A 14,336-nucleotide genomic window follows, 5' to 3' on the forward strand; every position below is an offset into this window, starting at 1 on the left:
TAGTTATCATTTTTTTATTTATACATTAGCATGAAATTTATCGGATAATTTAAGGGAAATAATGAAAATAAAAATTATTGGTATTGGGAGCTATATTCCTAATCTAGAAGTAAAAAACACAGATTTTGATAAACATGTTTTTTTAAATGAGGATGGAACTCCTTTTGGTTATCCGAACGAAGTCGTTATTAAAAAGTTTAAAGGCATTACAGGAATCGAGAACCGTCGTTATGCCGAAAAAGATCAAACTGCATCTGACTTAGCATTTTTTGCAGCACAAAAAGCAATTGCCAATGCAAATATCGATGCTGAAACTTTAGATTATATTATCATCGCACATAACTTTGGCGATGTAAAAACCGGAACCACTCAATCCGATATTTTACCGAGTTTAGCAACACGTGTTAAAAATAAATTAGGAATTAAAAATCCTAAGTGTGTGGCTTACGATATTATTTTTGGATGCCCAGGATGGATTGAAGGTGTTTTACAAGCCAATGCTTTCATTAAATCCGGAATGGCAAAAAGAGTAATGGTCATTGGAGCCGAAACTTTATCAAGAGTTGTTGATGATCACGATCGCGATTCGATGATTTACTCCGATGGTGCCGGTGCTTCAATCTTGGAAGCTTCAACAGACGAAAGCGGATTATTGGCTTATGAAAGTGCTACTTTCGCAACGGATGAAGCTGGTTTCCTTTTCTTCGGAAAATCATACAACAAAGATTTAGATCCGGATACGAAATACATTAAAATGTACGGACGTAAAATTTACGAATTTGCGTTAAGCAATGTTCCGTGCGCTATGAAAAGCTGTTTGGACAATAGCGGCATTGCAATCGATGAAGTTAAAAAAATCCTTATTCATCAAGCAAACGAAAAAATGGATGAAGCCATTATCGAACGTTTCTACAAATTATACGGACAAACTCCTCCTAAAGACATTATGCCAATGAGCATACACGATTTAGGAAACAGCAGTGTTGCAACTGTTCCTACTTTGTATGATTTAATTCTGCAAGGAAAAGTGGAAGGCCACGAAATCAACAAAGGCGATGTTCTTATTTTTGCTTCAGTTGGAGCAGGAATGAATATTAATGCTTTTGTTTACCGATATTAAATAAAGCTTTATAAGTTTAAGCGAAATAATCTCGCAAAGATGCGAAGTCGCAAAGTTTTTTAAACCATATAAGTAATATAAGAATATTAAGTCTTCTCTTAATTGAACTTATATTACTTATATGGTTTATTTTTTTATCAAAACTTTGCGACTTCGCTCCTGATAGCTATCGGGATTGCGAGAAATTCATTTAAAACTTAGCACCGTAACTGAATACTAAAAACTGAACACTGAATACTTTTTTAGTATATTTGCGACCTAATTAACAATTCATGAACGAGAGATTCGTTCGCAATGACTATGTACGAAAAAACGTTTCCGAATAAGAGATTCAGACTTACCCTAGAGTTTTTAAAAAAACACGTTAGCACCTCTGAAACCATTTTTGATTTTGGTGTTCCAAATCCGTTTTCTAAAATAATGGAAGAAAACGGTTATACTGTAAAAAACACTAAAGGCGAAGATTTAGACAACGATCAGACGGCACTACAAACAGAAGATTATACTGTTTTTACAGCATTTGAAATTTTCGAACATTTACTAAACCCGTACACGATTTTACAAAACGTAAAATGTGACAAATTGTTAATTTCAATTCCGTTACGTTTATGGTTTTCTCCAGCATATCGTTCTAAAACAGATATGTGGGACAGACATTACCATGAGTTTGAAGACTGGCAATTAGACTGGCTTTTAGAAAAAACCGGATGGAAAATAACGGATCGTCTTCAATTTACACATCCAGTAAAAAAAATTGGACTTAGACCTTTATTAAGATATTTTACTCCAAGATATTATATTGTTGTAGCGGAAAAGATTAAATAAATTCCAATACTAAAATTCCAAATTCCAATTGAACTCGCTTTAATTGGAATTTGGAATTTTAAAAAGTTGGGATTTTAAATTGAAAATTTATGAAATACTATATCGTCATTCCGGCACACAACGAGCAAGACTTAATTGGCTTAACCTTACAATCTCTGGTTTCGCAAACCGTTTTGCCTTCAAAAGTTGTGGTTGTCAATGATAATTCAACTGATAAAACAGAAGAAGTTGTTTTAGGATTCGCAAAAGAAAATCCATACATCTCTGTTGTCAACAAAACTTCAGATGCGATTCATTTACCGGGAAGCAAAGTGATTCAGGCTTTTCAGAAAGGTTTTGAAACTTTAGATTCGGATTATGATATTATTGTAAAGATTGATGGTGATTTAATTTTTCCTCCAAACTATTTCGAAACCATAATCAAACATTTTGAATCTGATTTAAAAATCGGAATGGTTGGCGGATTCTGCTATATCGATAAAAACGGCGAATGGGTTTTAGAAAACCTAACCGATAAAGATCATATTCGCGGCGCTTTAAAGGCGTACAGAAAAGAAACTTTCCAACAAATTGGCGGTTTAAAACCTGCAATGGGTTGGGATACGGTAGATGAATTATTATGTAAATATTACGGCTGGAAAATAGTTACAGACCAATCTTTACATGTAAAACATCTAAAACCAACAGGTGCCAATTACAACAAAACAGCCCGCTACAAACAAGGTGAAGCTTTTTATACTTTAGGATATGGATTTTGGATTACTGCCATTGCTTCTGCAAAACTGGCCATGATGAAGAAAAAACCATTTCTATTTTTAGATTACATTAAAGGATTTATGAAAGCAAAAAGAGCCAAAACGCCTTTATTAGTAACCCCAGAACAAGCTAAGTTTATTAGGAATTATCGTTTGCAGAAAATGAAACAAAAGTTAATTTGATTGCCAAAACAGTCGAAAAAAGGGAACTCATACCCCATAACTCATAACTTCTTTTTACCTTAGCCAATATTTAAAACTTATGATGCTAATTCGTTATTTATCCCAAATAGGGAAATATTTTTTAATGCTGAAAGAAATTTTCAATAAACAGACTAAATGGCCTGTTATGAAAAGTCTAATTCTAAAAGAAATCGACGACCTTATTATTGATTCACTTGGAATTGTTTGCTTCATTTCTTTTTTCATTGGAGGAGTTGTTGCTATTCAAACGGCCTTAAACTTAACTAATCCATTAATCCCAAAATATTTAATTGGTTTTGCTACACGTCAATCTGTAATTTTAGAGTTTGCCCCTACTTTTATCTCGGTAATTATGGCCGGAAAAATGGGTTCTTATATTACTTCAAGTATTGGAACTATGCGAGTTACAGAACAAATTGATGCTTTAGAGGTTATGGGTGTTAATTCCTTAAACTATCTTGTTTTTCCTAAAATTGTAGCTTTACTAATGTATCCTTTTGTAATTGGAATTAGTATGTTTTTAGGAATTTTTGGCGGATGGATGGCTTGCGCTTACGGAGGATTTTCAACTGGAGCAGATTTTATTATGGGAGCTCAGAAAGACTTCATACCCTTTCATATTACATATGCCTTTATCAAAACTTTAATCTTTGCTATGTTATTGGCAACAATTCCATCTTTTCATGGCTACTACATGAAAGGCGGTGCATTAGAGGTTGGTAAAGCAAGTACAATATCGTTCGTATGGACATCTGTTACTATTATCCTTCTAAATTATATATTAACTCAATTATTATTAGGATAATGATAGAAGTAAAAAACATAGAAAAATCATTTGGCGACAGCAAAGTTTTAAAAGGCGTTTCGACGGTATTTGAAACTGGAAAAACCAACTTGATTATTGGACAAAGTGGATCTGGAAAAACAGTTTTATTAAAAACATTGTTAGGAATCCACACACCAGACTCAGGAACAATCGAATTTGACGGAAGAGTTTATTCTGACTTAGATAAAGATGAGAAACGCGAATTAAGAACTGAAATCGGAATGGTATTTCAAGGTTCTGCATTATTTGATTCGATGACGGTTGAAGAGAATGTTGCTTTCCCTTTAAAAATGTTTACTAATAATAATAAAGCACAAATTAAAGAACGTGTTGATTTTGTTTTAGAAAGAGTAAACTTAGTTGAAGCACATAAAAAATTACCTTCAGAGATTTCGGGAGGTATGCAAAAACGTGTGGCGATTGCACGTGCAATTGTAAACAATCCAAAGTATTTATTTTGTGATGAACCAAACTCTGGTCTTGACCCAAACACTTCAACTTTGATTGATAATTTGATACAGGAAATTACTCGAGAGTATAACATTACAACGGTAATCAATACTCACGATATGAACTCTGTTATGGAAATTGGTGAAAATATTGTTTTCCTAAAAAAAGGACTAAAAGCGTGGCAGGGAACTAAAGAAGAAATCTTTAAAACAGATAACGAAGCAATCGTAAAATTCGTTTACTCTTCTAACCTATTTAAGAAAGTACGTGAAGCTTATTTAAAAGGACTATAACAACTTTTAATTCAAATACAAAAAATCCCAAATTCCAATCTAAACGACTTGGAATTTGGGATTTTTTATTGGAATTTAATGTAGTATTTCTACTTCCGCATTTGGATTAAAAAGGTAGGTTTTCCCAGAGCTTATTTCGATGCATTCAAAACGTTTTGTACGCACTGCAAGCTTCTTAAACACTTTACCGTTTTTGATTCTAAAAACACTTCCAAACGGAATTTCAAAGACGTAACTTTTATCGTTGTCTGTATCAAATTGTTTTAATGCTAAAGACAAAGTTGTATCAGTATCACTGCTTGCTGAGGGATTCTTAAAATGTCTCGCCAGCAAAGGCAAAATCTGACTTGGAAATATTTCCGGTCTAATAAACGGAACCATCAAACGCTGAAAAGTAAACTTCCATTCATTTCCATGTGGCTTTATGTTTCGTCCAAACTTTTCAAAAGCTACTAAATGGGCGATTTCATGAATCAAAGTAATTAAAAATCGGTATTTATTCAAACTGGCATTAACCGTAATTTCGTGTTTTCCGCTTGGCCCGCGTCTATAATCGCCGTGACGCGTTTGTCGTTCGTTTACAATTTTCAAATGCACCTGATTGGCCACTATCAAATCAAAAACGGGTTTTACCGCATGTTCAGGAATATATTTAGCTAAAGTTTCGCTCAATTTGGGTTAAATGTTATTTATAAATGTGACAAAATTTGGAATTTAAATATTAGAACTTAATTACGGATTCGTTGACGAAACCTCTAATACTTTTCCATTAAAATATTTATTTCCATTTAAAGTAAAATCATAAATATAAGTTGCCATTCCTTCAGCAGAAATTGGCGCTTGATAACCAGGGAAAGCTTCATTCAGCATTTCGGTCTGAACTGAACCTAAAGCTAGAACATTAAATGAAATGCCTTGTTCTTTATATTCTTCTGCTAATAATTCAGTCAAAGTAATAACAGCTCCTTTACTCGAACTATAAGCTGCTAAACCAGCAAATTTCAGACTTCCTCTTACTCCTCCAATGGAACTGATTGTTACAACATGACTTCCTTTTTGTAAATACGGAAGACAGATTCTTGTCAGATTTGCAACAGCAAAAACATTGACTTTGTAAATACTTTCAAAATCTGCCTGAGTAGTTTCTGCAAAAGGTTTCAAAAGTAAAGCTCCAGCATTATGAACCACTGCATCTACTTTTTTCCATGTTGAAGAAAGAAAACTTTCTACTTCTATCAAAGCAGATTCATCTGCCAAATCAATAGACAGGCAAGTCACATTTTGATGCTCTAAAAGCGTTTTAGGTATTTTTCTCGAAATGGCTAAAACCTGATTTCCTGCATTGGCAAACTGCAATGCTAATTCATAACCAATTCCTCTACTCGTTCCGGTAACAATAATATTTTTCATGGAGCAAAAATAATCAAATGCTGTAAAACAGCCTCTTATTTATTCATGGTTATTTCTTGTGTCGAAGAAGTTGCAATTTTAGTAACCGCTGGCAATAATTCCTGCGTAAAAGCAGTAATATGCGGAATATCCATCAGCTTAAATTCATCTGAAACATGATGGTAGAAATCAAAGTTTTCAAAATCGAAAGTACTTATTGACTGGCATGGCTTTTTGAATACATCATAAAAGGAATAATTATCAGATCTGTAGAATAATTGATATTCTGCTTCTTTTGGTAAAAACCCTATCGTATTTTTTCCTGTGTATTCATTTATTTTTGATGCCATATTCGATTTATCAAAACCTGTAATATAAGCCAGATAATCTCTTTTCATTGGAACACCAATCATTTCAATATTCAATTGAGTGTATAGATTAAAGTTTTGATCTTTCAATTTCTGAACTAAACTTTTTGAACCTAACAATCCTTTTTCTTCTCCAGCGAAAAAGACAATTAAAATACTGCGTTTATTTGATTTGGTTTCGCTGAAATATTTCCCCATCGCAGCAACAGAAGTTACGCCCGAAGCATCATCATTAGCTCCATTATTGATTTTATCCGCTTGGTCTTTTTTCTCAATCCCAATATGATCGTAATGCGCACTAAGCACTACAAATTCTTTTTTCAATTCCGGATCTGTTCCTTCAATTACTCCAACTATATTAAAAGCGGGACTTTTAAAATTTGTCAGCGTATCGCGATACGTTTTAAAGTAAGGTTTTATGTTATTCTTTTTTAGAAAATCTTCCAAAAACACTGCCGCTTTTTCAATTCCTTTAGTTCCGGTTTCACGCCCTTCCATTTCATCTGAAGAAAGGTATTTTAAGAAATCTGAAATCTCCGTTTCATTGACTTTATAAGTTACTTCAATTGGTTTTGAATTCCCTTCTTTTTCAGGAATTGTTGAAGTGCTCGATTTGCAGGCAAAGAAGATAAAAGGAAGTAAAAAGTATAGCTTTTTCATAATTGTTGGTTTTGAATTAGAAGGAAAATTTTCTTTAAAGTATAAACTTATGAAAAGTAAAAGAATATTCATAAAAAAACCCTTCCAAACTAAAAGCCGAAAGGGTTTTCAAATTCAAATCTATTGCAACCTAATTTTATCCAGCGATAACAGCTCTTGAAATTACGATTTTCTGAATTTCAGAAGTTCCTTCGTAAATCTGAGTGATTTTTGCGTCACGCATTAAACGCTCTACATGGTATTCTTTTACATAACCATTTCCACCATGAATCTGAACTGCTTCAACTGAAGTGTCCATTGCAATCTGCGAAGCAAATAATTTTGCCATTGCACCGCTCACATCGTAGTTTTTATGCTGGTCTTTATCCCAAGCCGCTTTCATGCATAAATGACGCGCTGCTTCAATATTAACAGCCATATCAGCCAATTTAAAAGCAATTGCCTGATGATTGCATATTTCTGTTCCAAAAGCTTTGCGTTCTTTAGAATATTTCAAAGCTAATTCGTAAGCTCCAGATGCAATTCCCAATGCTTGAGAAGCAATTCCGATTCTTCCTCCAGCTAAAGTTTTCATGGCAAATTTAAATCCGAAACCATCTTCTCCAATTCTATTTTCTTTGGGAACTTTTACATCAGTAAACATTAAAGAATGTGTATCAGAACCACGGATTCCCATTTTTTGTTCTTTTGGCCCAACAGCAAAACCTGGCATATCTTTAGTCATAATCAACGCGTTGATTCCTTTGTGCTTCAATTCTGGATGAGTTTGTGCAATTACTAAATATACTGATGCAGTATTTCCGTTTGTAATCCAGTTTTTAGTTCCATTTACTAAATAGTGATCTCCCATATCAACCGCCGTTGTTTTTTGAGAAGTTGCGTCACTTCCAGCTTCCGGCTCACTTAAACAGAAAGCACCGTGGATTTCTCCTGAAGCTAACCCTGGTAAATATTTTTGTTTTTGCTCTTCAGTTCCATATTCTTGTAATCCCCAGCATACTAATGAATTGTTTACAGACATTACTACCGAAGCCGAAGCATCAACTTTAGAAATCTCTTCCATTGCAATCACATAAGAAATCGCATCAAGACCACTTCCACCGTATTTAGGATCCACCATCATTCCCATAAATCCGAGCTCTCCCATTTTTTTGACTTGCTCTGTTGGAAAAATTTGTTTTTCGTCACGTTCAATAACTCCCGGCAATAATTCATTCTGAGCAAAATCTCTTGCTGCCTGCTGAATCATCAAATGTTCTTCGGTAAGATTAAAATCCATAGTAGTATTCTTTAAAGTTTTTTCAACCAAATTTCAAACAGAATTTTAGTTGATGGTTTTTTATGTTTTTGTTTTTTTTTCAGTTCCTAAACTTTTCAGTTCAAAGACTTTCAAAGATACTTTTTAAATGTGTAATTTACAATGCATGCATACAAAATTAATAGATCAGCAAAGATAACGATAACGTTTTCGTAATTATTTATCTTTTTATTCAAATGAACATTAATCTTGCAACAAATCTTGTAAAACTCTAGATAGATTTTCTCTCAATAAAATATTCAAAAAACTAAGAATATTGATGAATTTTTTAAGCCTAAAAGTTGAACAATTCTTAAAACGCGTAAAACTACGTAAAACAAGTCTTACTAATTTGATTACTAATGTAATACAAAAATTAAATGTAAATTTTACAGAAAAAAAACATTCTAAAAATGAACCAAATATTAATAAATTAACATTATTTTTGACCAAAAAATAAATAATTGACAGAACATGAAAAAGATTTTACTACTCCTTACACTCCTTTTAATCCTCCCTTTTTATACCGTTTCAGCACAAACTCAAATTGAAGTTAATGGTGTAACTGTTCCTAGAAAAATAGATTTTCAAGGTAAAACTTTACAGCTAAATGGCGCTGGCGGAAGATCCAAAATGTGGTTGGAAGTTTATGTCCAAGCATTGTATTTATCGCAATTAACTCAGGATCCACAATTCATTATTGACAGTGATACAGAAATGGCAGTTAGAATCGAAATTACTTCTTCGATGGTTTCTTCTAACAAATTGACAAAAGCGATGAATACTGGTTTTGAAAAATCGGCTGGAGCAAATCTGGAACAATTACGTCCAAGAATTGAAGAGTTAAAAAATTTTCTAAGTGATCCGATTAAAGAAAAAGATGTGTTCATTTTAGCCTACAATCCGCTGGATCAAAATGTTTATATTTCTAAAAATGAAGTACTGAAAGGAAAAGTTGCTGGATTTGATTTCAAAAAAGCCTTATTCGGAATCTGGCTTTCAGATAAACCAGTTGACGAAACTTTGAAAAAACACTTATTAGGACAATAATTCTTAATTTTTTAAATATACCAAAAGCCGAAAACCAAATAGTTTTCGGCTTTTTCTTTTTGTTTACTAAATTTGATGCGAAATACATTATTCGCATTATTCTATTTTATACATTTACGCAAAATAAACATATCACAACAAAATGAAAGATTTATTACAACAATTTGAAAACAAGGCACCTGAAATTGTTTTCAATTGGAAAGATTCAGAAACAGAAGCCGAAGGGTGGACAGTAATTAATTCACTTCGCGGAGGAGCTGCAGGTGGAGGAACAAGAATGAGAAAAGGTCTAGACATGAACGAAGTTTTGTCTCTAGCAAAAACTATGGAAGTTAAATTCTCTGTTTCAGGCCCAGCGATTGGCGGGGCTAAATCTGGAATAAATTTTGATCCGAATGATCCTCGCAAAAAAGGTGTTTTACAGCGTTGGTACAAAGCGGTTTCTCCCTTATTGAAAAGTTACTATGGAACCGGAGGAGATTTAAATGTTGATGAAATCCATGAAGTAATCCCGATGACAGAAGAATGCGGTGTTTGGCATCCACAGGAAGGTGTTTTCAACGGACATTTTAAACCAACCGAAGCTGATAAAATCAATAGAATTGGACAATTGCGTCAAGGTGTAATTAAGGTAATCGAAAATCCGAAATTCTCTCCAGACGTTACCAGAAAATATACTGTGGCAGATATGATTACTGGTTTTGGTGTTGCTGAAGCAGTTCGTCATTTCTACGCAACTTACGGAGGAGAAATTAAAGGTAAAAAAGCAATTGTGCAAGGTTTTGGAAATGTTGGTTCTGCTGCTGCTTTTTACTTAGCCGAAATGGGCGCAAAAGTAATCGGAATTATTGATCGTGACGGAGGTTTAATTAAAGAAGAAGGTTTTTCGTTTGAGGAGATCAGAACGTTGTTTTTAAATAAAGACGGAAATAAATTAGTAGCCGATAATATGATTCCGTTTGAAGAAATCAATTCTAAAATCTGGACTATTGGTGCTGAAATTTTCACGCCTTGCGCTGCATCAAGATTAGTTACTCAAAACCAAATCGACAGCTTAATCGCAAATGGCTTAGAAGTAATTTCATGTGGGGCGAATGTTCCTTTTGCTGATAAAGAAATTTTCTTTGGTTCTATTATGGAAGAAGTAGACCGCAAAGTAAGTTTGATTCCAGACTTTATCTCAAACTGTGGAATGGCGAGAGTTTTCGCTTACTTCATGGAGAAAAAAGTGCAGATGACAGACGAGGCAATCTTTAACGATACTTCTGAAACTATTAAAAATGCAATTGTAAAAGCTCACGCTTTAAGTGCATCCAAAACAAATATCAGCGCAACTGCTTTTGAAATTGCATTGAAACAATTAGTGTAATTTTTATTATACTTTACTATAAGCGAGCTGAATTATATTTGGCTCGCTTTTTTTGTGTCGTAGATTTTTTTAACGCAAAGCGCGCTAAGACATTTTAATTTGGAGCGTAAGCAATATCTAAATATTAAGTTCGCAAAGCTTTGTGCAGGCAATTCTTTGTGAACTTTTAATCTCAAAGATTTATTCAAAGTTTAAGGCAAATGAAACTTTGCGTTTCTTTGCGTAAATCTTAGCGAACTTTGTGGTAAACAACAAGCTGTTTTTTTTAACGCAAAGTACGCTAAGGCATTTTATTTGGAGTATAAGCAATATCTAAATATTAAGTTCGCAAAGCTTTGTGCAGGCAATTCTTTGTGAACTTTTAATCTCAAAGATTTATTCAAAGTTTAAGGCACATGAAACTTTGCGTTTCTTTGCGTAAATCTTAGCGAACTTTGTGGTAAACAACAAGCTGTTTTTTTTAACGCAAAGTACGCTAAGACATTTTATTTGGAGTGTAAGCAATATCTAAATATTAAGTTCGCAAAGCTTTGTGCAGGCAATTCTTTGTGAACTTTTAATCTCAAAGATTTATTCAAAGTTTAAGGCAAATGAAACTTTGCGTTTCTTTGCGTAAATCTTAGCGAACTTTGCGTTACAATTAAATTTAAAAAACTCTTAGCGTGCTTTGCGGTTAAATTCTCTCTTTCATTGTAAACAATTTTTACTACTTTTAAACGTTTTTAAAATAATACATTTCAAAATTTACAATCATAATGAGTTTCACTATTTCTTCAGATAAAAAGAAATCACTCTTACTCACAACTGCTATATATGCAGCCATAATTGCATTGCTTTTTTTCATACGTTTTTGGCCTCCATATAATCCAGAAAACAATGTAGCTCTTGCCGAAGGTGGCGGAGGTGGCGGTGGCGTAACGGTTAATTTTGGCGACAGCGATTTAGGTTCCGGAGCCAATTATAAAAGTGAAGTGCTAGATGTAAAAAACAATATGAAACAAGTTGCTGCAAAAGCGGCTCCTGAAGAAGCTACTATTACTCAGGAAAATTCAACAGCTGATGAAACAGATGTTGTCATTCCGACAAAAGAAAAACCAAAGAAACCTGTTCCTGTTACAAAACCGGAAACAAAACCTGTTCCTGAAAAACCAAAAGTTTCAAACTCTACCAACGATGCTTTATCTAGCATTTTAAAAGGTTCTAACAAAGGTGGTGACGGAGATGACAAAGTTTCAGGAAATAAAGGAAAATCTAACGGAAATTTAAACTCTAATGGTTATTACGGATCCGGTGGCTCTGGCGGAGGAACTGGAGGAGGTAACGGAACCGGAAATGGCATTGGAACCGGAAGCGGTTACGGAGCTGGAACTGGTGGCGGTTCTGGCGGAGGATCGGGATATTCTCTAAATGGACGAAAAGCATTATCGAAACCTAAACCAAATAGTGACTGTAGCAATGAAACAGGGACTGTAGTAGTTCAAGTAACAGTTGATAAAAATGGCAATACTATAAGCGCTGTTCCAGGATTCAAAGGAACTACAATTGCTGCTAAATGTTTAAGAGAACAGGCTAAAATGGCGGCAATGAATACCAAGTGGGATGCCGACAGCAATGCTCCAGCAAAACAAACCGGAACGATTACTTATAATTTCAGTTTGAATTAAAACACCAAGACCCAACAAAAATTTGTTAAAATGAAAAAAGAGAAAAAGAGAAATATCATAGTCTTATCTATGATTGTTTTATCTTCTTGTGTTTCAGCTCAATCAACTGGCAAACCTTCGAAAAGTTATATTGATACAATAAAAACAATAGACAGCAAAAAGGAGACGGGTTATGGAACGAATGTAGCACCTATTTCCTATAGAACTGGATATTCTTTAGGAAACAGAAAAGTAATTTCAAAGCAAATACCTAAACATATCTGTAAGGAAGAAGGAACGGTTGTAGTCGATGTTACTGTTGACCAAAACGGAAAAACAATCAGTGCAGCGCCAGGAATTAAAGGAACAACCAATACCGCAAAATGCTTATTAGACCAGGCAAGAATTGCAGCAATGAATACCAAATGGGAATCTGATAGTGATGCTCCTGCAAAACAAGTGGGGAAAATTATTTATAATTTCAGTTTGGATTAAAACACGAATTACACAGATTTACACTAAACGTTATTATAGAAAAAGGCTTTCAGAAAATCTGAAAGCCTTTTTGTTTATTTGTCATTTCGACTGAAAGGAGACTCGAGCGATAGCGAACAGGCGAAGCAAATCACACACGGGATTAGACAAAGATTGGAGATAAACTTTGTGGAGTTTCTAGTGCGATTTCTCCTTTCAGTCGAAAATATTGTAATCATTAATTAGACCTGACAGGTTTTTAAAACCTTTCTGGCCTAAATTACCGCTAGTTTGCGTGAGGGATAGGAACTGGCTACCGAAGTAGCGTGGATAGCCCGACCGGAATAAAAAAATGGGCGAATCAACGTTATGCTGATTGGCCCATTTTTTTATTGCGGTCACGCCCTAATATTAAATCTACTTCGGACTTGTGGCTATTACAAACTTCAAATTATTTCGTACTCCTATCTGTAAAACATCTACTAAATCCTGAACTTGTAAATTGAACGGAATTCGCACGACAACAGTCTGCGTTTTATCAGTTCCTAATTTACTCATCAAAGTGGTTTCCAGTTCTTCAAAAGGAACTTGTTGTTTGTCGATATAAAATTGTTTGTCTTCTGTAACCGACAAACTAATTAATTGCTTGTTCGTTTTTTCGTTCGATTTCGCTTTTGGAAGCGTCATCTTAATCACATTCGGATTTGCTAGTGTTGAGATAATTAAGAAAAACAACAACAGGAAAAACATAATGTCGCTCAAAGATGAAGTCGCTACTTCGGCGTGAAATCTTCTTTTTCTTTTAATAGACATACCTTATGCTCTTTGAATTATGTTGACAAATTCTAAAATCTGTTTCTGAATTTTTAAAGCGAAATCATCGATTTTTCCATTCAATAAGTGGTAAGCCGAATAGGCAATAATTCCCACGATTAACCCAGAACCTGAACTGATCATTTTTTCGTATAAACCTCCCGAAATGTTTCCGATACTGATATTTTCTGTAACCGAAATACTGTAGAAAATTTTAATAACCCCGGAAATTGTTCCAATGAAACCCAGAGTTGGTGCAATACCTGCGATAAGTCCCAAGTGACCTAAACGTCTTTCCATTTCACCAATTTCGATATCGGCGGCACGATCCATGTTCGATTCGATTTCAGCGATTGGTCTTCCAATTACTAAAACTCCTTCTTTTAGAATATTAGCTGCTGCTGTATCACTTCTTTCTACAATTGTTCTTGCTAATTCAATATTTCCAGAATTTAATTTATCTCCAACATCCTGCATCAAACGATTGTCAATTTTTGAAGCACGGCTGATGTACATATAACGCTCAAAGATTACATAAATGGTATAAAACAATAAAATCGCGATTGGAATTAAGAAAACTCCCCCTTTCATTATGAATCCAAACATTGAAATTTCCTGTTCTGGAGCGATCTTCTCGATCACTACATTTGAAGCATTTGCGATTGTATCTGTTTGTAATTGAATAAAACTAAACATATATTAATTCTGGTTTTTAATAATTAATTCTAAAAAATATTTGAAATTTGCAATAAAGATAATTTTCGCTGTTATATTAAACTACAAAAATCGAAATTTATTTC

Annotated in this window: 15 protein-coding genes; 9 read left to right on the top strand and 6 right to left on the bottom strand. The window is 34.0% G+C overall.

Translation table 11 applies throughout. From position 1 onward, the window contains the following. Positions 1 to 61 precede the first annotated feature (61 nt). From P2W65_RS02345 to P2W65_RS02365, 5 genes are all read left to right on the top strand, one after another. Positions 62 to 1,120 carry a 3-oxoacyl-ACP synthase III family protein gene (locus tag P2W65_RS02345; RefSeq protein ID WP_184165703.1) on the top strand — a complete coding sequence of 353 codons (1,059 nt, stop codon included), beginning with the start codon at positions 62 to 64 and terminating at the stop codon, positions 1,118 to 1,120. Between the two features lie 300 nt (positions 1,121 to 1,420). Continuing rightward, positions 1,421 to 1,945 (top strand): methyltransferase, encoded by a 525-nt coding sequence (locus P2W65_RS02350; protein ID WP_289666150.1) that lies wholly within the window; start codon positions 1,421 to 1,423, stop codon positions 1,943 to 1,945. Positions 1,946 to 2,034: 89 nt separating this feature from the next. Next, the gene (locus P2W65_RS02355; RefSeq protein WP_289663306.1) at positions 2,035 to 2,883 is read left to right on the top strand and encodes a glycosyltransferase family 2 protein; all 849 of its coding nucleotides are present in this window, start codon (positions 2,035 to 2,037) and stop codon (positions 2,881 to 2,883) included. A gap of 79 nt (positions 2,884 to 2,962) precedes the next feature. Next, positions 2,963 to 3,709, top strand: a complete 747-nt coding sequence (locus P2W65_RS02360; protein ID WP_289663308.1) for an MlaE family ABC transporter permease — start codon at positions 2,963 to 2,965, stop codon at positions 3,707 to 3,709. Next, entirely contained in the window at positions 3,709 to 4,473 is a 765-nt protein-coding gene (locus P2W65_RS02365) for an ABC transporter ATP-binding protein (RefSeq protein ID WP_289663310.1), read from the top strand. Before P2W65_RS02360 ends, P2W65_RS02365 begins: the two co-directional genes overlap by 1 nt. Before the next feature lie 75 nt (positions 4,474 to 4,548). On the opposite strand, the gene P2W65_RS02370 is transcribed toward P2W65_RS02365, so the two are convergent. The 4 genes from P2W65_RS02370 to P2W65_RS02385 all read right to left on the bottom strand — a co-directional run bounded on the left by P2W65_RS02370 (position 4,549) and on the right by P2W65_RS02385 (position 8,169). Then, entirely contained in the window at positions 4,549 to 5,145 is a 597-nt protein-coding gene (locus P2W65_RS02370) for a SprT-like domain-containing protein (protein WP_289663312.1), read from the bottom strand. A 60-nt stretch (positions 5,146 to 5,205) separates the two neighbouring features. Continuing rightward, positions 5,206 to 5,883, bottom strand: a complete 678-nt coding sequence (locus tag P2W65_RS02375) for an SDR family NAD(P)-dependent oxidoreductase (RefSeq protein ID WP_289663314.1) — start codon at positions 5,881 to 5,883, stop codon at positions 5,206 to 5,208. A 35-nt stretch (positions 5,884 to 5,918) separates the two neighbouring features. Next, positions 5,919 to 6,890: a M28 family peptidase gene (locus P2W65_RS02380; RefSeq protein WP_289663316.1), complete on the bottom strand. Its 972-nt coding sequence runs from the start codon at positions 6,888 to 6,890 to the stop codon at positions 5,919 to 5,921. A gap of 136 nt (positions 6,891 to 7,026) precedes the next feature. After that, complete coding sequence (locus P2W65_RS02385) at positions 7,027 to 8,169, bottom strand: acyl-CoA dehydrogenase (protein ID WP_289663318.1); 1,143 nt, start codon at positions 8,167 to 8,169, stop codon at positions 7,027 to 7,029. Between the two features lie 492 nt (positions 8,170 to 8,661). On the opposite strand from P2W65_RS02385, the gene P2W65_RS02390 reads away from it, so the two are divergent. From P2W65_RS02390 to P2W65_RS25400, 4 genes are all read left to right on the top strand, one after another. Next, entirely contained in the window at positions 8,662 to 9,237 is a 576-nt protein-coding gene (locus P2W65_RS02390) for a chalcone isomerase family protein (protein WP_289663319.1), read from the top strand. A gap of 142 nt (positions 9,238 to 9,379) precedes the next feature. Then, positions 9,380 to 10,606: a Glu/Leu/Phe/Val dehydrogenase dimerization domain-containing protein gene (locus P2W65_RS02395; RefSeq protein WP_289663322.1), complete on the top strand. Its 1,227-nt coding sequence runs from the start codon at positions 9,380 to 9,382 to the stop codon at positions 10,604 to 10,606. 755 nt (positions 10,607 to 11,361) lie between these two features. Next, positions 11,362 to 12,270, top strand: a complete 909-nt coding sequence (locus P2W65_RS02400; protein ID WP_289663324.1) for an energy transducer TonB — start codon at positions 11,362 to 11,364, stop codon at positions 12,268 to 12,270. A 30-nt stretch (positions 12,271 to 12,300) separates the two neighbouring features. After that, entirely contained in the window at positions 12,301 to 12,744 is a 444-nt protein-coding gene (locus P2W65_RS25400; RefSeq protein ID WP_353511551.1) for a hypothetical protein, read from the top strand. Between the two features lie 396 nt (positions 12,745 to 13,140). On the opposite strand, the gene P2W65_RS02410 is transcribed toward P2W65_RS25400, so the two are convergent. Beyond that, positions 13,141 to 13,536 (bottom strand): ExbD/TolR family protein, encoded by a 396-nt coding sequence (locus P2W65_RS02410; protein ID WP_091496748.1) that lies wholly within the window; start codon positions 13,534 to 13,536, stop codon positions 13,141 to 13,143. A gap of 3 nt (positions 13,537 to 13,539) precedes the next feature. Further along, on the bottom strand, positions 13,540 to 14,232 hold the full coding sequence (locus P2W65_RS02415; RefSeq protein WP_289663327.1) for a MotA/TolQ/ExbB proton channel family protein: 693 nt from the start codon (positions 14,230 to 14,232) through the stop codon (positions 13,540 to 13,542). Positions 14,233 to 14,336 lie beyond the last annotated feature (104 nt).

It is taken from the genome of Flavobacterium panacagri (genome assembly GCF_030378165.1).
GTDB lineage: Bacteria > Bacteroidota > Bacteroidia > Flavobacteriales > Flavobacteriaceae > Flavobacterium > Flavobacterium panacagri.

Coding starts and splice junctions, on each gene's coding strand:
- P2W65_RS02345 (WP_184165703.1), top strand. CDS start 62: ATGAAAATAAAAATTATTGGTATTGGGAGCTATATTCCTAATCTAGAA.
- P2W65_RS02350 (WP_289666150.1), top strand. CDS start 1,421: ATGTACGAAAAAACGTTTCCGAATAAGAGATTCAGACTTACCCTAGAG.
- P2W65_RS02355 (WP_289663306.1), top strand. CDS start 2,035: ATGAAATACTATATCGTCATTCCGGCACACAACGAGCAAGACTTAATT.
- P2W65_RS02360 (WP_289663308.1), top strand. CDS start 2,963: ATGATGCTAATTCGTTATTTATCCCAAATAGGGAAATATTTTTTAATG.
- P2W65_RS02365 (WP_289663310.1), top strand. CDS start 3,709: ATGATAGAAGTAAAAAACATAGAAAAATCATTTGGCGACAGCAAAGTT.
- P2W65_RS02375 (WP_289663314.1), bottom strand. CDS start 5,883: ATGAAAAATATTATTGTTACCGGAACGAGTAGAGGAATTGGTTATGAA.
- P2W65_RS02380 (WP_289663316.1), bottom strand. CDS start 6,890: ATGAAAAAGCTATACTTTTTACTTCCTTTTATCTTCTTTGCCTGCAAA.
- P2W65_RS02385 (WP_289663318.1), bottom strand. CDS start 8,169: ATGGATTTTAATCTTACCGAAGAACATTTGATGATTCAGCAGGCAGCA.
- P2W65_RS02390 (WP_289663319.1), top strand. CDS start 8,662: ATGAAAAAGATTTTACTACTCCTTACACTCCTTTTAATCCTCCCTTTT.
- P2W65_RS02395 (WP_289663322.1), top strand. CDS start 9,380: ATGAAAGATTTATTACAACAATTTGAAAACAAGGCACCTGAAATTGTT.
- P2W65_RS02400 (WP_289663324.1), top strand. CDS start 11,362: ATGAGTTTCACTATTTCTTCAGATAAAAAGAAATCACTCTTACTCACA.
- P2W65_RS25400 (WP_353511551.1), top strand. CDS start 12,301: ATGAAAAAAGAGAAAAAGAGAAATATCATAGTCTTATCTATGATTGTT.
- P2W65_RS02410 (WP_091496748.1), bottom strand. CDS start 13,536: ATGTCTATTAAAAGAAAAAGAAGATTTCACGCCGAAGTAGCGACTTCA.
- P2W65_RS02415 (WP_289663327.1), bottom strand. CDS start 14,232: ATGTTTAGTTTTATTCAATTACAAACAGATACAATCGCAAATGCTTCA.